At 68.7% G+C, this 23714-nt stretch carries 23 protein-coding genes; 11 read left to right on the forward strand and 12 right to left on the reverse strand.

The window, feature by feature from the left end:
- Window positions 1–276 precede the first annotated feature (276 nt).
- The 8 genes from DQP56_RS11935 to eccA all read left to right on the forward strand — a co-directional run bounded on the left by DQP56_RS11935 (window position 277) and on the right by eccA (window position 9757).
- Window positions 277–594, forward strand: coding sequence for a WXG100 family type VII secretion target (locus DQP56_RS11935; protein ID WP_013826998.1), 318 nt, complete (start codon window positions 277–279; stop codon window positions 592–594).
- Between the two features lie 36 nt (window positions 595–630).
- The gene (locus DQP56_RS11940) at window positions 631–918 is read left to right on the forward strand and encodes a WXG100 family type VII secretion target (RefSeq protein ID WP_112685654.1); all 288 of its coding nucleotides are present in this window, start codon (window positions 631–633) and stop codon (window positions 916–918) included.
- A gap of 152 nt (window positions 919–1070) precedes the next feature.
- A complete protein-coding gene (locus DQP56_RS11945; protein WP_112685656.1) occupies window positions 1071–1919 on the forward strand; it encodes an ESX secretion-associated protein EspG in 849 nt (282 codons plus the stop codon).
- Between the two features lie 94 nt (window positions 1920–2013).
- A complete protein-coding gene (locus DQP56_RS11950; RefSeq protein ID WP_112685658.1) occupies window positions 2014–3030 on the forward strand; it encodes a MinD/ParA family ATP-binding protein in 1017 nt (338 codons plus the stop codon).
- 5 nt (window positions 3031–3035) lie between these two features.
- The gene (eccD, locus tag DQP56_RS11955) at window positions 3036–4637 is read left to right on the forward strand and encodes a type VII secretion integral membrane protein EccD (protein ID WP_112685660.1); all 1602 of its coding nucleotides are present in this window, start codon (window positions 3036–3038) and stop codon (window positions 4635–4637) included.
- The gene (mycP, locus tag DQP56_RS11960; RefSeq protein ID WP_112685662.1) at window positions 4622–6304 is read left to right on the forward strand and encodes a type VII secretion-associated serine protease mycosin; all 1683 of its coding nucleotides are present in this window, start codon (window positions 4622–4624) and stop codon (window positions 6302–6304) included. The genes eccD and mycP overlap by 16 nt, the downstream gene beginning before the upstream one ends.
- Window positions 6301–7854, forward strand: coding sequence for a type VII secretion protein EccE (gene eccE / locus DQP56_RS11965; protein ID WP_112685664.1), 1554 nt, complete (start codon window positions 6301–6303; stop codon window positions 7852–7854). Before mycP ends, eccE begins: the two co-directional genes overlap by 4 nt.
- 103 nt (window positions 7855–7957) lie before the next feature.
- Window positions 7958–9757, forward strand: a complete 1800-nt coding sequence (eccA, locus tag DQP56_RS11970) for a type VII secretion AAA-ATPase EccA (protein WP_234825630.1) — start codon at window positions 7958–7960, stop codon at window positions 9755–9757.
- A gap of 6 nt (window positions 9758–9763) precedes the next feature.
- Here eccA and DQP56_RS11975 read toward each other — a convergent pair whose 3' ends face one another.
- The 7 genes from DQP56_RS11975 to DQP56_RS12010 form a co-directional block, all read right to left on the reverse strand.
- The gene (locus DQP56_RS11975) at window positions 9764–10081 is read right to left on the reverse strand and encodes a DUF2710 family protein (RefSeq protein ID WP_112685668.1); all 318 of its coding nucleotides are present in this window, start codon (window positions 10079–10081) and stop codon (window positions 9764–9766) included.
- 49 nt (window positions 10082–10130) lie between these two features.
- Window positions 10131–11747 carry a DUF5631 domain-containing protein gene (locus tag DQP56_RS11980; RefSeq protein WP_165824997.1) on the reverse strand — a complete coding sequence of 539 codons (1617 nt, stop codon included), beginning with the start codon at window positions 11745–11747 and terminating at the stop codon, window positions 10131–10133.
- A 298-nt stretch (window positions 11748–12045) separates the two neighbouring features.
- Window positions 12046–12372 carry a DUF2694 family protein gene (locus DQP56_RS11990; protein ID WP_112685674.1) on the reverse strand — a complete coding sequence of 109 codons (327 nt, stop codon included), beginning with the start codon at window positions 12370–12372 and terminating at the stop codon, window positions 12046–12048.
- Complete coding sequence (locus DQP56_RS11995; protein WP_112685676.1) at window positions 12372–12686, reverse strand: type VII secretion target; 315 nt, start codon at window positions 12684–12686, stop codon at window positions 12372–12374. The genes DQP56_RS11990 and DQP56_RS11995 overlap by 1 nt, the downstream gene beginning before the upstream one ends.
- Before the next feature lie 53 nt (window positions 12687–12739).
- A complete protein-coding gene (locus DQP56_RS12000) occupies window positions 12740–14053 on the reverse strand; it encodes a DUF4226 domain-containing protein (RefSeq protein ID WP_112685678.1) in 1314 nt (437 codons plus the stop codon).
- 123 nt (window positions 14054–14176) lie between these two features.
- A complete protein-coding gene (locus DQP56_RS12005; protein ID WP_112685680.1) occupies window positions 14177–15010 on the reverse strand; it encodes a C40 family peptidase in 834 nt (277 codons plus the stop codon).
- Window positions 15003–15776: a helix-turn-helix domain-containing protein gene (locus DQP56_RS12010; RefSeq protein ID WP_112685682.1), complete on the reverse strand. Its 774-nt coding sequence runs from the start codon at window positions 15774–15776 to the stop codon at window positions 15003–15005. Before DQP56_RS12010 ends, DQP56_RS12005 begins: the two co-directional genes overlap by 8 nt.
- Before the next feature lie 148 nt (window positions 15777–15924).
- Between DQP56_RS12010 and DQP56_RS12015 the strand changes: the two genes are divergently transcribed.
- Genes DQP56_RS12015 through DQP56_RS12025 form a run of 3 tightly spaced genes read left to right on the forward strand, consistent with a single transcriptional unit; the run spans window position 15925 to window position 17928 of the window.
- Window positions 15925–16341 carry a WhiB family transcriptional regulator gene (locus tag DQP56_RS12015; protein WP_112685684.1) on the forward strand — a complete coding sequence of 139 codons (417 nt, stop codon included), beginning with the start codon at window positions 15925–15927 and terminating at the stop codon, window positions 16339–16341.
- A gap of 48 nt (window positions 16342–16389) precedes the next feature.
- Window positions 16390–17367, forward strand: coding sequence for a pirin family protein (locus DQP56_RS12020; RefSeq protein WP_112685686.1), 978 nt, complete (start codon window positions 16390–16392; stop codon window positions 17365–17367).
- Window positions 17368–17391: 24 nt separating this feature from the next.
- Window positions 17392–17928: a hypothetical protein gene (locus DQP56_RS12025; protein ID WP_112685688.1), complete on the forward strand. Its 537-nt coding sequence runs from the start codon at window positions 17392–17394 to the stop codon at window positions 17926–17928.
- Between the two features lie 96 nt (window positions 17929–18024).
- Here DQP56_RS12025 and DQP56_RS12030 read toward each other — a convergent pair whose 3' ends face one another.
- Genes DQP56_RS12030 through DQP56_RS12050 form a run of 5 tightly spaced genes read right to left on the reverse strand, consistent with a single transcriptional unit; the run spans window position 18025 to window position 23713 of the window.
- On the reverse strand, window positions 18025–19050 hold the full coding sequence (locus tag DQP56_RS12030) for a zinc-binding dehydrogenase (protein ID WP_112685690.1): 1026 nt from the start codon (window positions 19048–19050) through the stop codon (window positions 18025–18027).
- A gap of 4 nt (window positions 19051–19054) precedes the next feature.
- Window positions 19055–19825, reverse strand: a complete 771-nt coding sequence (locus tag DQP56_RS12035) for an SDR family NAD(P)-dependent oxidoreductase (RefSeq protein WP_205868862.1) — start codon at window positions 19823–19825, stop codon at window positions 19055–19057.
- Entirely contained in the window at window positions 19822–21426 is a 1605-nt protein-coding gene (fadD1, locus tag DQP56_RS12040; RefSeq protein ID WP_112685692.1) for a fatty-acid--CoA ligase FadD1, read from the reverse strand. Before fadD1 ends, DQP56_RS12035 begins: the two co-directional genes overlap by 4 nt.
- A gap of 8 nt (window positions 21427–21434) precedes the next feature.
- The gene (locus DQP56_RS12045) at window positions 21435–22346 is read right to left on the reverse strand and encodes an alpha/beta hydrolase (protein WP_112685694.1); all 912 of its coding nucleotides are present in this window, start codon (window positions 22344–22346) and stop codon (window positions 21435–21437) included.
- Entirely contained in the window at window positions 22343–23713 is a 1371-nt protein-coding gene (locus DQP56_RS12050) for a flavin-containing monooxygenase (protein WP_112685696.1), read from the reverse strand. The genes DQP56_RS12045 and DQP56_RS12050 overlap by 4 nt, the downstream gene beginning before the upstream one ends.
- Window position 23714 lies beyond the last annotated feature (1 nt).

The raw sequence follows: 23714 nt of genomic DNA on the forward strand, positions 1-23714 counted from the left end.
GCGCTGGGCTCGGTCGAGTCGCAGCAGCGGGTGACGACCACCAGCGGCGGTGGGATGGGCGGTATGCCGATCGGGCACGCCGCCGGCGCGGCCGGTCGAGGCCAGGGCGGGCGGCACTCCGATCGGGCCAACACGGTGCGAGTGGTTGATGACCGGCTGTGAGCTGGGCATTCGCCGCGCTCAGGGTGAATCGACACATCGAAAAAGAGCTTTTACACTACCGCCAGGTACATCCCGCCGAACCCGGGGGGTTGCTCTACAACCGAGGAGGAAACGATGGCAGCCATTGTCGTCACGCCCGAGTTGATGCGGAACACCGCATCGAAGCTGGCACAGCACATCGAACACGCCCAGGCGATCGCCAACCAGTACCTCGCTGACCACGAGAACATCTTGGGTGCCGGCACCTGGGACGGCGCGGGGTCCAAGGCGTCATTCGTCACGGCCGGCCAGATTCACGAAGACATGCAGAAAGTCCTCATCGGCGGCACCCGCCTGACCGAGGGCCTCAACCAGGCCGCTGCCTTGATGGAGTCCCACGAGTCCCACTCGGAGCATGCCTTCCATTCGCTCTTCGGCGGACAATCCGCCTAACCTCCCACCCCCGAACTCGAAAGGACACCGATCCCAATGGCTGACGGCATCACCTACAACCCCGGCCCTGTGGCCGATCAAGCCCACAGCGTGATCACCAGCGCCGGCACGCTCGACCAGATTCACGCCGACGCCCACCAGCTCACCCAGATGCTGACCGAGTACTTCGCCGGTCACGGTGCCAGCGGCTTCTTCGAAGCTCAGGCGCAGATGCTCTCCGGCCTGCAGGGCCTGATCGAGACCATCGGCCAGCACGGCTCGACCATCGGCTCCGTGCTGGAGGGGGCCATTCAGACCGACCAGACGATCAGCAGCCTTTTCTGACCACCACCGCGGGCGCCCACGACCCTGGCGCCCATCACGGGTGGTGACGAACTGCGATGACGAAGTGGGGTGTCTGCGCGACAGGCGCAGATGCCCCGCTTCCTGTCTGAGCTTGTTTCAGACTGAGGACTCACGGGTGAGGCGGCAGTGACATGTTGACGACAACCCTCGACGGGCTGTGGGTGCTGCAGGCGGTGACCGGTATCGAAACGCTCTGCCCCGAACTGGGTCTGCGGCCACTGCTTCCGCGGCTGGACACCGCCGAACGGGCCGTGCAGCATCCGATCGCCGAGGAACTGACCGAGATCGGTGCGCTCGACGGCCAGGGCGAGGCGGATCCGATGATCCGCGAATGGCTGACCGTGATCATGCGCCGCGACGTCGCGCTGCTGCTGCAGCTGAACTTTCCCGGACGACCATACGGCGACCCGCAACACATGACGCGAGTGTCGATCAACCGGTTCGCCTCCTGGTGGGTGGTGCTGGAACGGCACGACCAGGAAATCCGGCTCTATCCGGCCGGTACCGCCACCGACCAGGCAGCCGCCGCGGACTTGCTCGTCGGTCAGATCGAGCGGTTGTGCGGTGTCACCGAGGCCGCCGCACTGCGGCCGGTCACGCTGGACACCAAGGAACTGCTCGAACAGGTGCGGGACCGGGACGGCCTCCGCAACTACCTGGCGGCTCAGCGGCTCGACATCGACCAACAGCAGACGCTGCTGATGGCCTCCGACCCGGAGGTGTCAGGGCAGGCCAACATCGTGGCGCTCCAGCCCGGTGCCGGACCCGACGAGCTGGCCCGAATGGCCATCGGCGACACCTCGGTGATGATCTCCGATACCCCGGCCGGCCGTGTCTGCGTGGAGAACATCGACAACGGGGGCCGCCGCTACCAGATCGTCTCCCCCGGGTCACGCGCCGATGTCGCCAATGCGATCCTGCGGCTCATCCGTCGGCTACCTGCCGGTGCGGACTGGCATTCACATCGGCGGGTTGTGTAGTGGTGAATTCACCTGGACACCATTATCACCTATTAGCACCCGTCGTTAGAAACGCTGTAAACGAGGTATCTGCAACCGTGTTAACATCACGCACGTGACGAGCCCATGGAATAGCCCCAATATGCCTGACGAAGGCGCGTCCGGGCGGCGGGATCCGGCATCCGGTCACCGCTACCGGGATTCCGTGTCGGACTCGATGCGCATTTCCGACCTCGCGACACCGCGCAAGATTCCGCCCGGTTCGGGTTGGCGCAAACTGGTGTATTTAGTGTCGGCGAAGGTGATCAATCCGGGCGAATCCCCGCGTGAGCGTCATTACCGCGATCTGCGGAACAGAATCCGGCGACACATCCGCCGGCAATACGTGATCACACTGGTGTCCGGAAAAGGCGGCACCGGCGTGACCACGATGGCCGCGTCCATCGGCAGCGTCTTCCGGGAATGCCGGCCCGAAAATGTGATCGCCATTGACGCCGTTCCGGGCTTCGGGACGCTGTCGGATCGCATCGACGAGCACCCGCCCGGCGACTACTCGGCGGTGCTGAGTGACACCGATGTACAGGGATATTCCGACATCCGCGAACACCTCGGGCAAAACGCCGTCGGCTTGGACGTGCTGGCCGGTAACCGCACTTCGGACCAGCTCCGCCCGCTCGTCCCCGCCATGTTCAGTGGCGTGTTGTCGCGACTCCGCCGAACCCACAACGTGATCATTGTCGACACCGCGGCCGACTTGGAGCACCCGGTGATGAAGCCGGTGTTGGAGAACACCGACACGCTGGTCTTTGTCTCCGGCATCACCGCCGATAAGTCCCGGCCGGTGCTGCGGGCCGTCGACTACCTGGCCGCCCAGGGCTATCACGAGCTGGTGTCGCGAGCGACGGTCATCCTGAACCACTCCTCTCCGGTCGAGGACAGTGCCGCGGTCGCCTACCTGACCGAGCGGTTCAGCAAAACCGGCGCCACCGTGGAGGTAATGCCCTACGACGCCCACCTGGCCAAGGGCGGCATTATCGATGTCCACAATGAAGTCAAGAAAAAGACGCGGCTGCGGCTATTTGAAATAACTGCCGGTTTGGCCGATAAATACGTGCCGGACACTGAAAGGTAGTCGCGGTGACTACCCCGACGACACCGGCTAAAGTCGCGTTTCCGGCACGTTGTGCCGTCAGCCTCGCCTACGATAAACATCTCGTGTCGCAGGTCTTCCCGGCCGGAATTCCGGTCGAAGAATTCTTTGAGGGAATGGTCGAACTACTCGACGAGGATTTGAAGCACCACGGTTTCGACGGGGTCGCACTTCCGCCCGGCAGTTACGAACTCCATAAAGTCAACGGAGTGCGGTTGGACATCACCCGCAGCCTCGACGACCTCGGCGTGCAGGACGGCGACACCCTGGTGCTGGTGCCGGCGGTCGGTGGTGACTCGTTCGAACCGCAATACGAGTCGTTGTCGAGTGCGCTGGCCGCAACGGCCCGCCGACTCGGTACCCAACCCGAGATTCAGTGCTCCGAATGCGGGCACAAGGCCGACGAGCAGGCCGTCACCCGATTACTCAATGTGAAGGTTGATCGGATGTTCGCACCGGTCACGGCGGTGACCGCGGCGCACACCGCGATAGGCCTGCTGGCGATGGCCGTCTTGGTGATCTCCGCGCTGGCGATACGTGCCCGCACGTTCAGCGACAGTTGGCCGCCCGCAGTGGTTCTGGCCGGTCTCGGCGGGCTGCTGACGGTCGGCGCCGCGGTGACACGGCGCAACTGGCCCGCCCGTACCGACTTGTTCAGCGGATTCGGTTGGCTGGCGGTGATCGCGCTTTCCGGCGCGGCGCTGTGCGCGGCCCCCGGGGCGCTGGGCGCCCCGCACCTGCTGATCGGCGTGACGGTGTTCGCGATGGGCGCGATCGCGCTCAGTGTCCTGCTGCGGTCGCAGACTGCGGTCGCCACGGCGGTGGTCACCGCAAGCGGAATCGGCGGGACGGTGGCGGCAGTGCGGATGTGGCATCCGGTCTCTCCCCAGGTGATCGGCATCTGCCTGCTGCTCGGCCTGCTGATGCTGGTGCGCATGTCGCCGACGATCGCGCTGTGGGTGGCGCGGGTCCGGCCGCCGTACTTCGGGTCGATCACCGGGCGGGATCTGTTCGCCCGCCGCGCCAACATGCCGATCGACACCGTGTCGCCGGTAGCCCCCGACGATGGCGAGGACGACGAGGACGACCTGGTTGACATCTCGGCTCGGGGGGCGGCGATCGCGGCGTCGGCGCGGCTGATCAACGCGGTACAGGTCGGCATGTGCGTGGCGATCGCGGCGGCGCTGCCGATCGCGGTGTGGATGGTGCTGGCGCCGGGTTCGGCCCGCCAGCGCGGCGCGGTGGCATTGTGCGGGCTGGTGGCGGGACTGTTCATCACCCAGGGCCGCGGGTTCGCCGGCCGGGTGCAGGCGATCGCCCTGGTCGGCGGTGCGTGCGCCGCGGTGTTGGTCGGGATCACCAAGTACGCCTTGGCCGCGCCCGGCTACACCGCCGGCGGCTTCCTCTGGCCGGCCGCGGCGGTGGCGGTCTTCGCCGGACTCGGCCTGGCCGCCGGGCTGCTGGTCCCGGCGACGAAGTTCGTTCCCTGGATCCGGCTGGCCGTCGAATGGCTGGAGGTGCTGGCATTCATCGTGGTGGGGGTGCTCGGCGCCTGGCTGGGAGGACTGTTCGTGTGGGTGCGCAACTGAGGCGGCTGCGCACCCGGGCCGTCGCGCTGGCGGGCGTGGTGCTGCTGGCGGGCCTGGCGGACATCCCGCCGATGGCCCGGGCGATCGAACCGCCGTCGGTGGACCCCGGGTTGGCACCGGCCGACGGGCCGCCCGGTCCGGATCAGCCGATGCGCCGGTCGAACTCCTGCAGTGTCCCGATCACGGTCAGCAATCCCGACGTGGCGCAACTCGCACCCGGGTTCGACATGCTCGGCATCGCCGCCGCCTGGCAGTACTCCACCGGCAACGGGGTTCCGGTGGCGGTCATCGACACCGGGGTTACGCCGAATCCCCGGCTGCCGGCGATCGCCGGCGGCGACTACATCATGGGCGGAGCCGAGGGTCTGGGCGGGCTGCAGGACTGCGACGCTCACGGCACGATCGCCGCGTCGATCATCGCCGCGGCCCCGCTCGGCGTGCTGCCGATGCCCCGCCCGATGCCGGAAGTTCCCGCCTTCCCGCTACCGGCCGGCCCGCCGCCCAGCTTCGGTGCACCACCGCCGCCCGCTGACATTCCCGGGCCGCCAGCTCCTCCCCCGCCACCGGCACCGGTGACGATCACCCAGCCCGCGCCGCCCCCGCCGCCCCCGCCGCCACCCCCGCCGGAAGAGGGCGGTATGGCACCGGCGTCTGGCCCCCCGGATCCACAGTCCGAGGACGAACCGGCCGTCCCGCCGCCCCCGCCGGGCGCCCCGGACGGCGTCGTCGGCGTAGCCCCGCACGCCACGATCATCTCGATCCGCCAGTCGTCCCGGGCCTTCGAGCCGGTCAACCCGCAACGGTTCGGCTTCGACGACGAGCGGATCAAAGCCGGCACGCTGGCCACGCTGGCCCGCGCCGTCGTCCACGCCGCCGACATGGGCGCCAAGGTGATCAACATCTCGGTGACCTCGTGCGTTCAGGTGGCGGCCGCGCTCGATCAGCGGGCGCTGGGGGCGGCGCTGTGGTACGCATCGACCGTCAAGGACGCGGTGATCGTCACGGCCGCCGGCAACGTCGGCGAGGCCGGCTGCGCCAACAACCCGATGTATGACCCGCTCAACCCCAACGACCCGCGGGACTGGAACCAGGTCAAGGTGATCTCGAGCCCGTCGTGGTTCTCCGACTACGTCTTGTCCGTCGGCGGGGTGGACGCCACCGGTGCACCGATCGACAAGAGCATGTCCGGTCCCTGGGTGGGGGTCGCCGCACCGGCCACCCACGTCATGGGCTTGTCCCCGCAGGGCGGCGGGCCGGTCAACGCCTATCCCCCTGCCCGGGTCGGCGAGAAGAACATGCCGTTTTGGGGAACCAGTTTCTCGGCGGCCTACGTCAGTGGCGTCGCAGCCCTGGTTCGGGCGAAATATCCCCAGCTCACCGCACACCAGGTGATCAACCGGATCGTGCAGACAGCGCACAATCCGCCCGCCGGCGTGGACAACCGAGTGGGTTACGGGTTGGTCGACCCGGTCGCGGCGCTGACGTTCAACGTGCCCCCGGGCGAGCCGGTGGCGCCCGGGTCGCAGGCCCGCGTCATCACCCCGGCGGCGCCACCACCACCGCCTGACCATCGGGCTCGGACCGTCGCCCTCGGCTTCCTCGGCGCGATCGCCGCGGCGGTGCTGGTGGCCGGCATCACCGCGCGAATCCGGAGGTCGGTCAAGTGAGTTCGGTCCAGCTGACCGGGTTCAGCGCCGCCAGCAACCGACGGCTGTTGTCCGCGGTGGCGGTGGCGCTGGTCGGTCTGGCCGGCTGGGCGTTGGGCGGTCTGATCGGGCTCGTCGTGGCGTTATCGCTCGCGGTGCTGCTGGTGCTGGTGCCGTGGTGGGGCCAGCCGGCGTGGTCGTGGGCGCTGCTGCGATTGCGGCGACGCAAGGCAACCAACTGGGCCGAGCCGATCACGGTGGCCAACAACCGCGCCGGGGGCGGCGTGCGGATTCAGGACGGCGTGGCCGTGGTGGCGGTGCACCTGCTGGGCAGGGCGCATGCGGCCACCGTCGCCACCGGATCGGTCAATGTCGAGACCGACAACGTCATCGACGTCAGCGCCCTGCTGCCGATGCTGCGGCATGCACTCGGGCTGGTGCTGGAGTCGATGAGTGTGATCAGCATCGGCGCGCGCCGCGCCACCACCGGCGACTATCCCCGGGTCTATGACACCGAGATCGGCACTCCGCCCTACGCCGGCCAACGCGAGACCTGGCTGCTGCTGCGGCTGCGCGTCATCGACAACACCGCCGCGTTGCGCTGGCGCACCACGCTGGGCGCCACCGCGGTCGCCGTCGCCCAGCGCATCGCGGGCTTGCTGCGCTGCGAAGGGTTACGCGCCCGGGTCGCCACTGCCAGCGATCTGGTCGAACTGGACCGGCGACTCGGTGGCGCCCTGCTGCTGGCCGGCGCCGAACGCTGGAAGACGCTGCGAACCGAGGGCGGCTGGGTGACCACCTACGCCTATCCGGCCCGCGCCATCAACGCGCAACTGCTGGCCCAGGTGTGGACGCTGCCCGTCGACGAGGTGGTGCAGAACATCACCGTGTTCCCGGACGGGACGTGCACGGCCACCGTCACGCTGCAGACCCCCCAACCCGCGCCCACTCCGCCGGCGGTGGTCTTGCAACGGCTCAACGGGGAGCAGGCCGCAGCCGTAGCGGCCAACATGTGCGCTCCCCGGCCGCGACTGCGGGGGCTGCGGGCCGGGCCGCTGCCGGCGACCCTGCCCGTCGAGATCGGCCCATCGGGCGTGCTGATCGGAAAGCTGGCCAACGGCGACCGGCTGATGGTTCCGCTGACCGACTCCGGTGAGCTGAGCCGGGTGTTCATCGCCGCCGAAGACCTGATCGCGAAGCGGATCATCATCCGTGCCGCCGGGGCCGGGGAGCGGGTATGTGTGCACACCCGCGACAAGGCCCGCTGGGCCAGCGTCCGGATGCCGGAAGTCTCGATTGTCGGCGAGTCGAGGCCCACACCGCGCTCGACGGTCAGCGTGGTCGACGGCCCGATCGCCCCCTCGCCGCGGCCGGCCACCGTCATCACCGTGGCACCGCCCGGTACGCCTCCGCCGCCACCGGACACGGTCGAGGTGAGCATCTCCCAGATCGACCGGACCGCGGTGCGGGTCGCTGCCGGCGGAAAATCGTGGCTGGCTACCGTGGAGTTGTTCCGGGCGGAGAACCGGTACTGCAGCCCGGAGGCGCTGGCGCCGATGTCCACGCGATGACGCCGCTGCCGGATCGAGACGCAGCTGGACAACCCGTACCTGCGACAGAGGACGACGGACATTGAGTGACTTGCTGGCGGCCCGTCGGCACTTCGACCGGGCCATGGTGAGCATGGACGGCCAGTACGGCTCCCCGGAGGCGAGGGCCGAATTCCAGGCGGCGACCGAAGCCGACCCCTCCATGGCCGACGCCTGGCTGGGCCGTATCGCCTGCGGCGACACCGCCCTCGACACACTCAAGCGGCTCTACGCCAACAGCGACTGGCTGCACAAGGAGACCACCCGGTTGGGCCGGCAGCTGGCGGCCCAGATCCCGTTGGGCCCCTACCTGTCGATCACGGTCACCGACGCCTCTCACGTGGGGCTGGCGTTGGCGTCGGCGCTGACGGTGGCCGGTGAGTACGAGCGCGCCGACGCCCTGCTGGCCGACAAGGGCCTGTTGGACAGCTGGATCAACCACCAGTGGCACCAACTGGCACGTGCCTACCTGATGTTCGTCACTCAGCGGTGGCCGGATCTGCTGACCGTCGCCGCCGAGGAGCTGCCCGACCGGGCGATCGTCATGCCCGCGGTGACCGCTTCGGTCTGTGCGCTCGCCGCCTACGCGGCCGCGCACCTGGGCCAGGGCCGGGTGGCACTGGACTGGCTGGACCGCGTCGACATCGCCGGGCAGGCCCGGTCCTCGGAACGGTTTCAGGCCGGCGTGTTGACCGCGTCGATCAATCCGAGCGAGATCCCGCTGCTGGCCGCGGATCTGGCCTACGTGCGTGGCATGGTTCACCGCCAGCTTGGCGAGGAGGACAAGGCCCAGGTGTGGTTGTCCAAGGCGGCCATCAACGGCGTGCTGACCGAGCCGGCGAAAGCTGCACTGGCCGAACCGAATCTGCGTTTGGTGGTCACCGAGGAACAGATCATTGACAGCCGCACCGACCGCTGGGACGCCGGATCGGCGAAGAGCCGCGCCGAACTCGACGAGTACAACGCGGCCGACCGCCGCGCGGAGTTGCTGGAGCAGGGCCGCGCCGAGTTGGAGAGACAGGTCGGGCTGGCCGAAGTGAAACGTGCGGTCAAGGCCCTGGAGGATCAGCTCGAGATCCGGGCCATGCGGCTGGAGCACGGCCTGCCGGTCGAGGGACAGACCAACCACATGCTGCTGGTCGGTCCGCCCGGCACCGGTAAGACCACCACCGCCGAGGCGCTGGGAAAGATCTACGCGGGAATGGGCATCGTCCGTAATCCGGAGATCATCGAGGTGCGGCGTTCTGACTTCTGCGGTGAACACATCGGTTCCTCCGGTCCGAAAACCAATGAGCTGATCGAAAAGGCCTTGGGCGGAATCCTGTTCATGGACGAGTTCTACTCATTGGTGGAACGCCACCAGGACGGGACGCCCGACATGATCGGCATGGAAGCCGTCAACCAGCTGCTGATCGCGCTGGAGAAACACCGCTTCGACTTCTGTTTTCTCGCCGCCGGCTACGAGGACCAGGTCGACGAATTCCTCACCGTCAACCCCGGCCTGGCGAGCCGTTTCAACCGCAAGATCCGGTTCGAGTCCTACTCGCCGGAAGAGATCGTCGAGATCGGTGAGCGCTACGGCTCCAGCCGCGCCACTGTACTGAACCTTGAAGCGCGGCAACGCTTCCTGGAGATGGCGACTACCATCAGAAACTATTTCAGTCCGCGCGGGGAGCATGGCATCAATATCATGCACAACGGCCGGTTCGCGCGGAACGTGATCGAGGAAGCCGAATTGGCCCGCGACACCCGGGTCGCTGCCCAGAAGCGCGCCGGTCACCCGGTGACGATCGACGACCTCAAGACCATCACCGCCGTCGACATCGAGGCCGCGGTGCGTGCAGTGTGCGACACCAAGCGCGAGATGGCCGCCATCAGCTGGTAGGTCGCCTCAGAGGTGACTGCTGCCGTATCTGGCCTCGAAGTCGGACTCGGCCTCTTCGCGCAGCGCGGTGAAGACGACGTTGAGCCGCTCCGACAGTTCGCTGTAGGTGTAGTCGCTGACCACGCACGGATGCAATGTCAGCTCGAGCAGTCGGCCGTCCGAATTCGCGACGGCGCGGACGTCTCCGAGATCGACGCTGTAGGTGGTGTTCTCGGCCTCGGCGACCAGAGCTTCCCATTTCTCGGCAGCCTCACGCAGGTCCCGCAGGACGGACTCAACGAGGTCCTTGTCGCTGAGTTCCGCGCGGCTTTCCGGCCCCGACATTGGCTAAGTATGTCGAGCCGGTGTGAGCAGCGTCAATTCATCATCCCCGTTAGGCCTGCGGATCCCATTGGCCGGCCGCCGGCGCGCTGAGCGCCCGGAACCAGCTGTAGTGGTAGTTGGCCGCTACCGTGTCGCCGGTCGCGACGCCTTCGGTGGCAGCCAACAACATGCAGTTCAGCACCAACGTGAGGTCGGTGTCGGGGTACTGCGCCAGCAACTGGTAGCGCAGCGTGTCCAGATGAACCCGGAGCAGGTCTATTTCGGCGTCGAGCACGCCGGTTCCGGCGGATCCGGCCTTGGCCAGGGTGTTGGCCATCCGCGGCAGCCCGTCACGCCAGTGGGTGGCCTCGCTGAGCTGCCAGCCGAGGTCGTCGATGGGTTCCAACTCGCGAGGCTGTACCGAAGCGTCCGTCGCACCGAAGTCGCTGGCCCAGCCCAGTCGGTCGCCGGGGCTATAGGAGGCCGACTCCGCCGGAGCGCCCAGCATCGCGGTGGCGGTCCCGCTCCGGCGGCCCGGCTCCAGCAGGTGCACCCCGGCCGGTAGCTCGATCCCGGACGGGATCCAGCCGCCGGCGACATCGGTGACCAGGAGCGTTCTTCCGTCGGCAAGGGTGCCGATCGCCCAGCGCAGGCCGGGTTCTTGGCGGGCGACGAAGGCCAGCAGGCGCTGCAACCGCTGCTCGCTGGACTCGGTGATTGCCGGCGGAGCGGGTGTCGCCGGAATGGGTTCGGCGGGCACGGGTTCCGGAGACGGTGGCGCAGTGGCCGGTTCGGCGGCCGCGGGAACGGCGGCGGTCACGGCGTCCTGCGCCTCGGCCAGCGGTACGACGCCGCCGGGTTCAACCGGCGAGGCGACGACAGATTCAAGCGGGACAGCCGATTCCGGCTCCGGCGCGAACCCGGTGTCGCTCGACGATTCCTGTTCGCCACCGCCGACGCCCAGCGGCTCGACCAGGTCGAACACCGGAGCGGACTCGGGAACCGACGGCGAAGGTGGCGGTGGAGGTGGTGCGGGCGGCAGCACTTCCGGGGGCGGCGGGGTCACGTCGATCGGCGGCGGTATCGGCGCCGGTGGCGGCGGCGCCAGGTCGGTTGGCACCTCCACAACGACCGGTTCTGGCATTCGATGGCGTGCCCGTCCGCCACGCTTACCCGCCATCTCGCGGGGCGGCTCAGCGATCTCGCGGGGCGGCTCAGCGATGTCTCGGGGCGGCTCGGCGGAGCGGGGCGGCTCGGGCTTCGCCGGAATCCGTTCGGGCGCCTCAACGGCCACCGGGGCCGCGGTCAGGCTGACGTACTCGGTGCCGAACTCCAGGGCTTCCTTGTGGAGTTGCCGGACCGTCGACTCCACCCGAAGGACCGCGAACGCCCGGGCTACGTTGATGACCCTGGCCTCTGCGGTCTGTCGTGCCTGCCCGACAAGGTCGGACCGACTGATCGCGGCCAGTTTCTCGTTCGCCGAATTCGCGATGCGCTGCAGGTCCGCGCTCAGGTAATCGGCGAGCGGGGCCGTCTCCGGGGTGATCGTGGCCAATTCGGCCGGCCACAGCCCGCCGAGCACCCAAGCACTACAGTCGACCGGAGCGCTGAAGGCCGGGATCGCCAGTGCTTCCCGAGCCGCGTTCCGGAGGCGCTGGCGCGCCGACCGCCGACCGAAGATAGCCACCGCGCAAGCCTACCGTTGCCGCCCAACCACCCTGCCGGTATTCGGCGCGCATCGGACCGCCGCGCAACACCGCGCGGCGCTCATCAACAACCTCGTCGCGTCGTGAATTGTCAGCCCCACAGCAGGTCGGTACCGTGCAAACCATGGCCGATGCCGGGTCCCCCGCAACTGGGTGTGCAGCGCAGCTTCGCGAAGTTCTCGCGCTACTCGAGCGAGCGCGAAATCTCTTCGGCGACATGGTCGTTGATCCGCCAGCCGACATCGCGCCGCGGACCGACGCGGCCGGCCGCTGGGTGGTTTAACGTCCGGTGCCGCCCTCGGCCCGGTGGCCGGCGTGCAATCGGTGGTTCAGCAGCCGCTCGGTGGCCACCCGAAGATCCTCGGTGGTCGGCACCGCCGCCGACGGGGAGTGGCCGGTGATGACGATCTCGCCGCGGATCTCCAACGCCGCCTTGAGATACGACACGTCCGCGGCCAGGACGATGGCCTCCGCCAGCCGGTCGGCATCGGCTGTCATGGCCGCCTCGCTGAGCGCCACACTGTGCAGATAGCCGCCGCGGCAAGACCGGAACAGCACATCACCGCTGGGGTGGGTGGCGTCGAACGCGGGGTTCGGCTCAGTCATCAGCGCCCGTCGGTGAGACGCCGGAAGGACGTGGCGGCGTCGTCTTCATGCTGGTTCCACGTTGTCACGGCCCGGTTCAGATTGTCCGACATCTCGCCATGTTCGTTCGACTGGTCGTCGTAACAGCTCTTCCGGGCGTCGAGCAAGGCACCGGCCGCCTGACGGAAGTCGCCGTAGATCGGCCCGAGTGCACTCAGGGTGGTCCGGATCCCCTCGTGAGATGCCGGGACGGTGGCGAGGTAGTCCGACGCTTCCCGGTGGTTCCCGGCGGCGTTGGTCAGAACGCCCTGATCGACGTGGATGTTCTCTGGCATCTGGTACCTCCCTGGCTAGTCGACGATGACGGTTGGAACGCGGATTATCAAGCTCACGGGCCCCGAACCGACATCGCGGGCCTGGTGGGGGCCGGTTCGCCGACCGTGGTGGGCGCCGCGATGCGCACCGGCGGATGCTGCCAGCCCAGGAAGCCCGGCCCGCGCAGGTTGGCGGCGAGGTGGAGTTGCCCGTCGAGCAGCGCTTTGCCGTTCCCGACCGACAGGGCATGGCGGTCGGTGAGCACCCCGATGTCGCCGGGCCGCAGCTGTGCCTGGTCGACCGGTGACAGCACCGGTGTTCCGGGGGGCGGGATATCAATCCCCTGGCGGCGGAACGCCTCTGCCACGGGCGTTCCCTCAGCGGCCGCCTGCATTGCGGCGGCCAACCGGGGATCAGCGACGGTGGTGGTCGCACCGTCGGGCAGTGTCACGGTGACGGGACCGTCGGGCGGGGGTTTCGCTGCGGCGTCATCGCGGTCAGCGTCGCGGTCGTCCCCGGCCGGGTCGGTGTCGTCGTCGGCCGGTGACCCCATATCCGGAAGGCCGTCGTCGTCGACGGGTTCGGCGCCATCGCCGGGCACCGACAGCGCTCCGGGCGACGGCAGCCCGGCCGGCGTGGCGGAAGGCATCGCACCGAATCCGGGGCCCTCGCCCCCGAGACCTGGGAACGCCGGCATTGATGGTGCCGCTGACGGCCGCTGAGCGGAGATCCGGTAATCGTCCTCCGGTTCCTCGTCCGGCAGCGCATCGAGATAATCGTCCTCGGCAACGCTGGGGGCTGCCTGGGCAGGGTTCGGAGCAGCGGGTGTCGGGGACGGACCGCCGTCGGGTTCCGGATGCCGTTCGGCCGGTGGGGGATCCTCGCGCTGCGCTGGGGGTGCCGAATACAGCGCGGTCAACGCGGCGGTCAGTTCCTGCTTGGAGGCGTCGTCGTCGTTGGCCTCTTCGACGACGCCGATGATCTCGCCGAGTTTGATGATCAGGAATCGCTGGAACTCCCGCGCGCCGGCCGCGGAGCTCAGATCCCAGTGTTGTGCGGCGCCGACGATCTCGGTCTGCACGTTGTCGAGGCGCCGACGGCCCTCCAGGGTGGTCTTGTGCGCGTGCCGCAGTGCGGCGATGATCTGTCGGTCGAATTCCGCCGTCGCCGACAACTGTTGCGCCAGCGCCGATTCAGCGGTCCTCATGGCCTGCACGGCGCGGCCCTGCTCCGCGTCGGCCGGCGCCAGCCGGTGCAGCACCCGGTCATAGCCGTCCGGGGGCAGCGGAAGGGTCAGCGCCGCCTGCGCGGCGCGGGTCGCTTCGCCCCCACCACCGGTCTTTTCGATACGTCGGATCGCATCCAGCACCTCGTCGCGGGTCGCCATTCCTTCAGCCCAACATCGTTGCGCCGGTCCGGCGTTCGTCCGCTGACCGCTCCATGGCCGGTGACTGTACCGATGGCGCGCGGCGCCGACAATTCACCTGCCGGCCCGGTGGGGACAGCCCGGTCATGGCACCGGGCGCCGGATCGCGATGTTGGCGCCCAGCGGGCTGACCTGCACCGTTGCCCCGGCGTGTGGCGCCTCGACCACCATATTGTTGCCGATCGCCAGCTGGACGTGGCCGCTGCTGGGGAACACCAGATCGCCGGGCCGGACCTGGGAGCGCGGCACCGGGATCCCGTCGTGGATCTGGGTGTAGGTGGTGCGAGACAGTGGCACTCCGGCCTGGGTGTAGGCCCACTGCGTCAGCCCCGAACAGTCGAATCGGTCCGGGCCGGTGGCGCCCCAGACGTAGGGCTTACCGAGCCTGGACAACGCGGCACGGACCGCCGCTCCGGCGCGAGTGTTGGGAAGCCGCAACCGATCAAGACCGGCTGTCCGGCGGCGTGCGCCGCGATAGCGCAATCGCCGCAGCCGCCGCCGATGTGCCTGCGCGCGGTGCCGGGCCGTCATGACGTGGGCGCGCTGGGCCCGCAATCGCGCCGCTCGCCGGCGCATCGCCTCTCGCTCTGCCAGTGGGGTGTCGGGGACGACGGCCGCGTCGGTGCGGGCAGCCGCGACCACGCCGTTGGTCTGCTGCCCCGCCCGGGCGTGGTCGGCAACCGCGGCGGCGAGTACGGCGGTGACGGCGGCATCGGTACGGGCGTTCCGCGACAGCATCTCCCGTTGGGCGAGCACGGCCTGCCGGTAACGGCCGTGCCCGGGGCCGGTCGATAGGGCAGCGGTTTGTTCGAGCAAGGCGATATAGCGTTCCAGCCGGGCGTCCAGTGATACCGGCTGCGGGCGTCCCGCGAACAGCCGGTGGGCGCGGTTCAGCAGTTCCAGATCACCATCACTCACGGTTGTCTCCTTCGTCGGCTCGCTCGGGCCTAGCCGCGGCGCCGTCGGCGAATGCGCGGACCCGGGCCAGTGCGCCCGGCGGGATCACTCCCCGGTTGCGGATATCCCACATCTCCTCCGCGCTGACACCGAGCAACGCTGCGATCACCGGCTCGGGCAGCGCCGACCGTGCGCATGCATCGTCGAACCGGGCGGGAAGGCTGCTGGGCATGCGTTGCAGCAGGTCGCTCCGAATCGCCTCCAGGGACTGCAGATGCGCCATGAGGTTGGCGGCGTGCTCCGCGCCGGCGTTGACCGCCACCCGCCAGGAGTTGGCGGCCAGCATCTCCGCCGTCACGCACTGCGTGATCACGGAAAGAATATATGTCTCGTATTCGTCTGATGCTTCCGAGGGAAGCCGCGCGATCACCGAACGCAGCGCCTCGAGCTGCGCCTCGGCGTAGCCCTCCAAGACTTCGGTATCGCTGTGACGGTCGACGACGACGGCCCCGGCCGGCCGCGCGGGCGGCGTACGCGGCACGGCCAGCAACTGCGCCAGCTCGGCGTCGGGATCGTCGGCGACCAGCAGCCGGGAGTAGGTTCCCGGCGGGAGGCCGAGGCCGTTCTCCACCTTCTGAACTGTGCTTTTATGCGGTTTGCGGGCGCCTCGCTCCAAGTAGCTCAAGCCCATGATGCTTACTCCGGTGACTGCGGCCAGTTCCGCCAGCGACCAGTCTCGCGCCTCGCGCAGGGCCCTGATGGCCGCGCCCGCCGACTCGCGGCTCACCGTTGCGCCCCGACCATGACCGGATAGTACACAGCCTCGGCCTTCACGACTTACATATATGTTTTTATCCACTTCTCTTGCGTCCGCGCTATTCGTTCGTATACGTTTTCATCTACGTTATCTGATCCGCTTTCAAGAGGAGGTCCCGATGGCACCCCCCTGCTCCGCCAACCCCGAACTGTGGTTCGGTTACCCCGACGCCGACGGAACCGACGGTGCCGCCAAGGCTCGGGCCTATGAGCAGTCCGCCACTGAGGCGCGGCTGCTATGCCTGCGCCGCTGCCCGCTGGCGCAGCAGCGTCGCTGCGCCGCGCTGGCGGTGGAGCGCGGCGAGGAGTACGGCGTGTGGGCCGGGGTCAAGCTGCCCGGCGGTCAGTACCGCAAACGCGCCGAGCTCGCGCAAGCCCACGCCGTGCTGCGCGAGATCGCCGCCGGCAACATCAATTCCCGCGAGCTACCCGATAACCAGGTGTTGCTGGCCAACCACGAGCGGCAGCAGCTGCCGGTGGCCGTGACGGTTTTTCACCTGCCCAGCGACCGGGTCGGTTCCCCTTCAGCGGCGTGACCGGTAGTGTCACCGGCGCGGCTCGGCGCACGGCACGGAGGTGGGCGGTTGAGCAACCTGGAGACCACATCAGCTGAGTTCGCCTGTGCCGCAACACCAGCCGACGGTATCGAGATGCTACACCCGCGGGAGGTGCCGCTGGGCGGGCCGCGCGCCATGCTGGTTCGTCGCACGCTGCCGCAGCGGGCACGCTCGCTGATCGGCGCCTGGTGCTTCGTCGACCACTACGGGCCGCATGACATCGGCCGCGACGGGGGCATGGACGTCCCGCCACATCCGCACACCGGACTGCAGACCGCGACGTGGCTATTTCGCGGCCGCATCGAGCACCGCGACAGCGGCGGCGCGCATGCCCTGGTGCGCCCGGGCGAGTTGAACCTGATGACCGCGGGCGCGGGAATCTGCCACTCGGAGGTCTCGGTGGACGCCGCCGCCGCGCCGATGCTGCACGGCGTGCAGCTGTGGGTGGCGCTGCCGGACTCCGCCCGCCACACCGCCCGAGCCTTCCACCACTTCGCACCCGAGCCGACGGCGCTGCCCGGCGCCACCGCGCTGTTGTTCCTCGGGGAACTGGCCGGTCACCGCTCCCCCGTTCCGTCCTTCACTCCGCTGCTGGGCGCCCAAGTCGATCTGCACCCGCGAAGCGAACTTGCGCTGGAGGTCGATCCGGCGTTCGAGCACGGCGTGCTCTGTGATCGGGGCGCGGTCAGGCTGGACGGGACGGCGCTGGGGATCGGCGAGCTGGGCTACCAAGGCCCGGGCCGCATGGTATTGGCGCTGACCAACACCGGCGACTCCCCCGCCCGGGTGCTGGTGCTGGGCGGGGTGCCGTTCGGCGAAGAACTGGTGCTGTGGTGGAACTTCATCGGCCGTAGCCACGACGAAGTGGCCGAGTACCGGCGGCGGTGGCAGGACGGCGACGATCAGTTCGGTGCGGTCAGCGGCTACCGCGGCCGACTGGAGCGACTGCCCGCGCCGCCGCTGCCCCCGGTGCGGTTACGGTCCCGCCGGGCCGGCCGTGGCTAAGCCGGCCGCAGGACATCCGGGGGCATGACCACTACTCACATCCACGTCGACGAAACGAAAGAACGCGGATATGTCATCGTTGCCAGCTTTTGCACGCCGGAGGCCGCCGCCGCGATCCGCAAGATGCTCCGCGGCGACTATGTTCTGCCGGGACAAAGCAGGATACATATGGCAAAGGAAAGCGATCGCCGTCGCAGGAAGATCGCCGACCTGATCTGCCAGTCGAACGTTGCTGCCGTTGTTTACGACGCCGGAAGGCGCTATTCGGACGATCTAGATGCTCGCGCGGAATGCCTGCTGAGCATCGTCCGTGGCCTTCCGGCCAATCAGCAGGCCCTGCTCGTCATCGAGCAAGACGATTCCATCATTCGCTGGGATAAGAGGTTCCTCTACAACGTACTTCGGTCCGCCGGCCGCGAGCATACCGTGACCTACACGCATCGCCGGGCCAGCGCCGACCTCGTCCTCAGCATTCCTGACGCGATCGCTTGGTGCTGGGCACGCGGTGGCCTTTGGAGGGAGCGAATTAGACCGGCGGTCATCGATGTCGTCAGGGTCTGAATGCGCGAAACCCGGCCCGCCCACCGTCCGGAAGGCTGCCGGGTTCACTTCCTGAAGCTATTGCCGCAAGCAAGTCTTATGGTACCGGTAGATCGGCTACGGCGTGAGCAGCACTTTCACCACATCCCCGGATCGCGCGGCGACCGCGCGGTAGGCGTCGGGCGCGGCGTCCAACGGCATCTCGGTGGTGAAGATGCCGGCCACCGACAGCCGGCCGGATTGCAGCAACGGCACCAGTTGCGGCCAGGTCTGCTGTACCGGCGCGGTCGTCATGCGCAGCGTGATGCTGCGCACCAGGGCGGCCAGCGCGGGGAAGGGAAAGGGCTGCAGGTCATGCACGCCGACCACCGACACCGTGCCTCCGGCTCGCACCGCGGTCAGGGCGTCGGCCAGCGTGGTGTCCGAGCCGACGGCGTCGATCACCGCGTCGACGCCGCGCCCGCCGGTGTGTTCCATCGCCGCGACCGTCGCCGACGGCGGTGCGGGTGTCGCGCCCATCGCTGCCGCACGCTCTCGCCGCTGCGGAACCGGGTCGATGCCGAGAACCGTTGCCGCGCCGAGAAACAGCGCGCTTTGTGCCGCACACAGGCCCACCGCTCCCAGTCCGATCACGGCTACGGTGCCGCCCACCGGGATGTCGGCGCGCAACGCGGCCGCCCAGCCGGTGGCGAGGTTGTCGGTGAGCAGCAGGGCTTCCTCATCACAGAGCCCGTCGGGGATGGGGGCGAGCTGAAAGTCCGCGCCGGGCACGGCGAGCAGTTCCGACTGGGCCCCGCCCAGTGCGCCCGACCCGAAGATCAGCGGGCCCGAGTGGCATCGGATCGGGTCGCGGGTGGCGCAGCCGGCGCAACGCCCGCACCCGGCGACCGAGGACACCATCACCCGGTCGCCGGCCTTGACCGAGGTCACCTCGGGGCCGACCTCGACGACGGTGCCGATCGCCTCGTGTCCGACGGCCACCGGTTCGACGACGGGGAAGTCGCCCTCATAAATGTGCATATCCGAGCCGCAGATCGCGGCCGCCGTCACCGCGACCACGGCACCGTCGGCGCCGGGCAGGCCGGGATCGGGGCAGGTGTCGACACGGACCGATCCGGGGGCATCGATTACGACACTGCGCATCTGGTCATCCTTCTTGTAGGGCTTGGATCTTGCCGAGCAGGTCGGGGTAGCGCATCATGTGGGCGCCGCCGTTGATGTCGAAGGCGGACCCGGTGATCCACGAGGCGCGCTGCGAGGTCAAGAACTCCACGGCGTCGGCGATGTCGTTCGGGGTGCCGGCCCGGCCCAGCGGAGTGTTCTCGATGTATTCGTCGGTGAGGCCGGGCACCATGGTCAGCCCGGCCACCAGGGGCGTGTCGACCAGGCCGGGGGAGACGGCGTTGACCCGGATGCCGCGGGCGGCCAACTCCAAGGCGGCCACCTGGATCAGCATCAGCACACCGGCTTTGGCACTGCAGTAGGCGGCCATCGCGGTCCCGGGCTGGCGGCCGTTCAGCGACGACACCGCAACGATGCTGCCGCCGTCCTCAAGAGTGCGGGCCGCGTGCTTGATCACCAACATGGTGCCGGTCAGGCAGACGTCGATGGTGGTCTGCCAGCCGGCCAGGTCGATGTCGGGGATGGCGCCGATCACCGACAGCCCGGCGCAGCTGACCACGCTGCGCACCGGTCCGCGCTGTGCCGCGGTCGCGAATGCCGCGGCGATGCTGTCCTCATCGGTCACGTCGGCGGTCACCGCGCTGGCCCCGGCGCCGAGTTCGGCGGCCCGCTGCTGCGCCGCCTCGGTGTTGATATCGGCGATCACCACGTGGTCGCCGCGACCGGCCAGCACATGCGCGGTGGCCAGCCCGATACCGGAAGCACCGCCGACGATCAGCGCCACAGCTTGTGTCATCGGTGTGCTCCCGCCGTTGTGCCGTAGTGGTTTTCACGTTCCTGCCGCACCCACAACGGGTCCGCGCCGACATCGCAGCCCTCGGCCACCAGCACGCGTTTGAGGACCTTATTGGTGGCCGTCGCGGGCAGTTGCGCCATGATCCGGACGTAGCGCGGCCATGCCTTGGGCGACAAGTCCTCTTGGGCGGCGAGGAATTCGGTGAATTCGTCCCGGTTCAAATCGGTGTCATCGCGCAGCACCAGTGCGGCCATCACCTGGTCGCCGACGTTGCCGTCGGGCACCGCGTACACCGCAGCCTGGTTGATCTTGGGGTGGCGCATCAGGATGCGCTCGATCGGGGCGGCGGCCAGGTTCTCGCCGTCGACCCGCATCCAGTCGGCGGTGCGCCCCGCCAGGTAGATCCAGCCGTCGGCATCCTTGTAGGCCAAGTCGCCCGACCAGTAGATGCCGTCACGCAGCCGCTCGGAGGTGGCTTCGGCGTTGTTGTAGTAGCCGGTGAAGAACCCCGAACCGGCGGTGTTGACCAGCTCACCGATCGCCTCCTCGGCGTTGGTCAGCGCACCGTGCTCGTCGAACACCGCGGCCGGGCATTCGGTCACCGAATCGCTTTTGTAGATGGCCACGCCGGGAAAGCCGCGGCCCACCGACCCGGGCGGGGTGCCTTCGTCACGGGTGATGGTGACGGCGTTCTCGGTGGACCCGAACGCATCGACCACATGGGCGCCGAACCGGCGGGCGAATTCGGCGATGTCGCGTTCGGAGGCCTCGTTGCCGAACGCGACGCGCAGCGGGTTGTCGGCGTCATCGGACTGTTCGGGATGGGCCAGCAGATAGGCGAACGGCTTGCCGACGTAGTTCATATACGTGGCGCCGTAGCCGCGGATGTCGGCCAGGAACCGCGACGCTGAGAACTTCGCCGGTGCCATCGCCGCCCCGGCAGCGACCGCGGGCCCGAAGCCGGCGGCGATCGCGTTCGAGTGGAACAGCGGCATCGACAGGTAGACGACGTCGTCGGCGCCCAGGTCGAACTGTTCGGTCAGGCGCTGCCCGGCGACCAGCACCATGAAGTGGCTGACCAGAACGGCTTTCGGGTCGCCGCTGGTGCCGGAGGTGAAGATCAGCATGAACGGGTCCAACGGCTCGGCCTGCCGGTGCGGTTGCAGTTCACCGGCACCGGCGCACTGTTGCTCCCAGGCCGGATCGTCGACGTCGATGACGGTGACGCCGGTCAGGTCCACCCCGTTCAACAAGCCGCGGTGCGCGGCGTCGACGAGCAGGATCTGCACGTCGGCGGTGCGAAGGTCACCGGCCAGGGCCGATCCCCGCCGGGTGTCGTTGACACCGCAGAGCACGTAGCCGCCGAGCCCGGCGCCGGCGATCGCGGTGAGCATCGCGGGGGTGTTGCCCAATAGGGCGCCGACGTGCATCGGGCGGCCGGTGTCGGCGCGCGCGAGTACCGCGGCGCCATGGCGGGCCGCCCGATCCAGATACTGCCGCCAGCTCCAGCGGGTCTGCCGCCCATGGGCATCGTGGTAGAGCACTGCCGGCCCGTCGGCGTCCGCGCGTTCGGCAAGCAGTTGTTGCATCGTCTCGGCCATCCGCCCTCCTAATCCGTGACGGTAGCGGTCGGCGCGGTCAGGTGCCGGGTCAAGAACGCGATCTGGTGCTCGACAACGTGATCGAACCAGTTGCCGCCGGAGAAGACGTCGAAGTGGTCGCACGGGTAGTGGCGCACTTCGGCGCGTGCGGTGAACGCCGCCTTGGCCGCGGCCTGCGGGGGAGTGCCCCGGTCGAAGTCGGCTATCTGCACCAGCATCGGGCAGGTGATCGCCGCGGCGTGTTTGGCTGCCGGCCGGTAGCTGCCCAATTGGAGGCCGACCTGCGCGTCGACCTCGTTGCGCCAGGTCGGTCCCGCCATCGCGGTGTAGGCATCGTAGTAGCCGTCGGCGGTCAGCGTGGCCAGCTCTCCGGGCCGGCCCACCAGCGGGATCGTCGCGGGTTCGCGGCCCAGGCGCTGGGCCAGCGCACTGCGCCAGCCGGTCACCGTGGAGCGCAACAGCGTCGCCGGACGGTGGTGCGGCAACGCCGCCACCGCGGCCGCCGGTCCACTGACCAACGGGGTCAACGCGACGGCGGCGGCCACACCGGGCGTGGTGGCGGCCACCTCGAAGACATGGCCACCGGCCAGCGAGACGCCCCACACCACGACCCGCCGCGGATCGACGCCGGGTTGACGTGCCGCGGCCCGACACGCGGCGCGGAAGTCGGCCACCTGCTCCTTGACCGAAATCCGTTGCCGTGGTTGGCCACCGGACTCCCCGAAGTAACGGTAGTCGAAGGCTAGCGCGGCGAATCCGGCCGCACTCAACCGCTGCGCGAAGGGAACCAGACCGGAGTCGACGGTGCCGCCGAACCCGTGCCCGAGGACCACGACCGGTGCGCTGTCGTCGTCGCCGGCGGCGGGAAAAAACTGCCCGACGCAGCTGGTGCCGTCACTGTCGAACCGGATCCGGTTCACGCCGAGACCCCTTCCTCGCCCGCCGTCACCCCGGCCCAACGGGGGGCACCGAGTTCGGCGGCCCGCCTTGCGCCGCGCGGGATCTCGGCGGTGCGCAGGTCGTGCTCGTAGAGGAAGTAGTCGAGCTGCTGGGTGTGGCGCGGGGTGTCGAGCATATGGCCGGTGAACTTGCGCATGTCGGCGTCGATCACCCGGCGCATCTCGGCCACCGACGGCGGCCGGTAGCGCCCGACCGCATAGGCGCCGATCAGCCGGGCCTGCGCCTCGACGAACGGGAACAGCGTGGGGGTGGGCTGGGCGAAGCCGGCGAACACCAGGTCGTCGATGCCGGGATAGAACATCCGCTTGTACAGGTCGATCCGGTTGTCCGGTGCGCTGATGAACTCCGGATCGAAGAACGGGAATGTGATGTTGTAGCCGGTGGCGTAGATGATGATGTCGAAGTCGCTGCTGGTGCCGTCGGTGAAATGCACGGTGGCGCCGTCGAATCGGCTGATATTGGGCTTGGGGATGACGTCACCGGAGCCGAGTCGCAGCGGCAGTTCCACCGACTGGGTGGGGTGCGCCTCGAAGAACTTGTGGTTGGGCGTCGGCAGCCCGACATCCTCGGGCTGCCCGGCGATCAGCGGCTGGGTCCACTGCAGAAACTTGCGTTGCCAGGAGAACGGCAGATACGGGCTGGTCCGGTAGTACTTGTCGGCGGGCTTGCCGGCCAGGTACTTCGGCACGATCCAGGCGCCGGAGCGCGTCGACAACGTCAGCTCGTTGTCCAGGGCCTTCGACGACAGTTCGACGGCGATGTCGGCGGCGCTGTTGCCCAGGCCGACGACCAGGATGCGCTTGCCGCTGAACTCCAGCGGCGTCTTCGGGTCGATGTAGTGATGCGCGTGCAGCGTCTCGCCGCTGAACTCACCCGGAAAGTCCGGGTAGCGCGGGTCCCAATGATGGCCGTTGCCGACCACCAGCAGGTCGAAGCGGCGGCGCGCACCCCCGGCCAACTGCAACTCCCAGCCGCCGCCGGGCAGCCGCTGCGCGTGGACGACCTCGGTCTCGAACTCGATGTTGCGTCTGAGTTCGAAGGCGGCCACGTAGGCCTCCAGGTACTCCTTGACCAACGTGTGGTGCAAGAAGTCGGGGTAGTGGGCCGGCATCGGGAAGTCCTTGAAGGACAACTGATGTTTCGAGGTGTCGATGTGCAGCGACCGGTAGGCGCTGGAGTGCCCGTTGGGGTTGCCGAAGGCCCAGTTGCCGCCGATCCGGTCGGAGGATTCGAAGCAGGTGTAGTCGACCGCGTAGTCGGACAACATTTTTCCGGCCGTCAGCCCGCTGATGCCGGCCCCGATGATCGCGGTGCGGGGTGCGGGCATG

This window comes from Mycolicibacter senuensis (genome assembly GCF_003284925.1).
Taxonomy (GTDB): domain Bacteria; phylum Actinomycetota; class Actinomycetes; order Mycobacteriales; family Mycobacteriaceae; genus Mycobacterium; species Mycobacterium algericum_A.

Coding starts and splice junctions, on each gene's coding strand:
- DQP56_RS11975 (WP_112685668.1), bottom strand. CDS start 10,081: ATGTCGGGGCCGGAAAGCCGCGCGGAACTCAGCGACAAGGACCTCGTT.
- DQP56_RS11935 (WP_013826998.1), top strand. CDS start 277: ATGGCAGCCATTGTCGTCACGCCCGAGTTGATGCGGAACACCGCATCG.
- DQP56_RS12000 (WP_112685678.1), bottom strand. CDS start 14,053: ATGGCGACCCGCGACGAGGTGCTGGATGCGATCCGACGTATCGAAAAG.
- DQP56_RS12025 (WP_112685688.1), top strand. CDS start 17,392: ATGACCACTACTCACATCCACGTCGACGAAACGAAAGAACGCGGATAT.
- DQP56_RS11990 (WP_112685674.1), bottom strand. CDS start 12,372: ATGACTGAGCCGAACCCCGCGTTCGACGCCACCCACCCCAGCGGTGAT.
- DQP56_RS11995 (WP_112685676.1), bottom strand. CDS start 12,686: ATGCCAGAGAACATCCACGTCGATCAGGGCGTTCTGACCAACGCCGCC.
- DQP56_RS12030 (WP_112685690.1), bottom strand. CDS start 19,050: ATGCGCAGTGTCGTAATCGATGCCCCCGGATCGGTCCGTGTCGACACC.
- DQP56_RS11945 (WP_112685656.1), top strand. CDS start 1,071: ATGTTGACGACAACCCTCGACGGGCTGTGGGTGCTGCAGGCGGTGACC.
- eccA (WP_234825630.1), top strand. CDS start 7,958: ATGGTGAGCATGGACGGCCAGTACGGCTCCCCGGAGGCGAGGGCCGAA.
- fadD1 (WP_112685692.1), bottom strand. CDS start 21,426: ATGGCCGAGACGATGCAACAACTGCTTGCCGAACGCGCGGACGCCGAC.
- DQP56_RS11940 (WP_112685654.1), top strand. CDS start 631: ATGGCTGACGGCATCACCTACAACCCCGGCCCTGTGGCCGATCAAGCC.
- DQP56_RS12050 (WP_112685696.1), bottom strand. CDS start 23,713: ATGCCCGCACCCCGCACCGCGATCATCGGGGCCGGCATCAGCGGGCTG.
- DQP56_RS12035 (WP_205868862.1), bottom strand. CDS start 19,825: ATGACACAAGCTGTGGCGCTGATCGTCGGCGGTGCTTCCGGTATCGGG.
- DQP56_RS12015 (WP_112685684.1), top strand. CDS start 15,925: ATGGCACCCCCCTGCTCCGCCAACCCCGAACTGTGGTTCGGTTACCCC.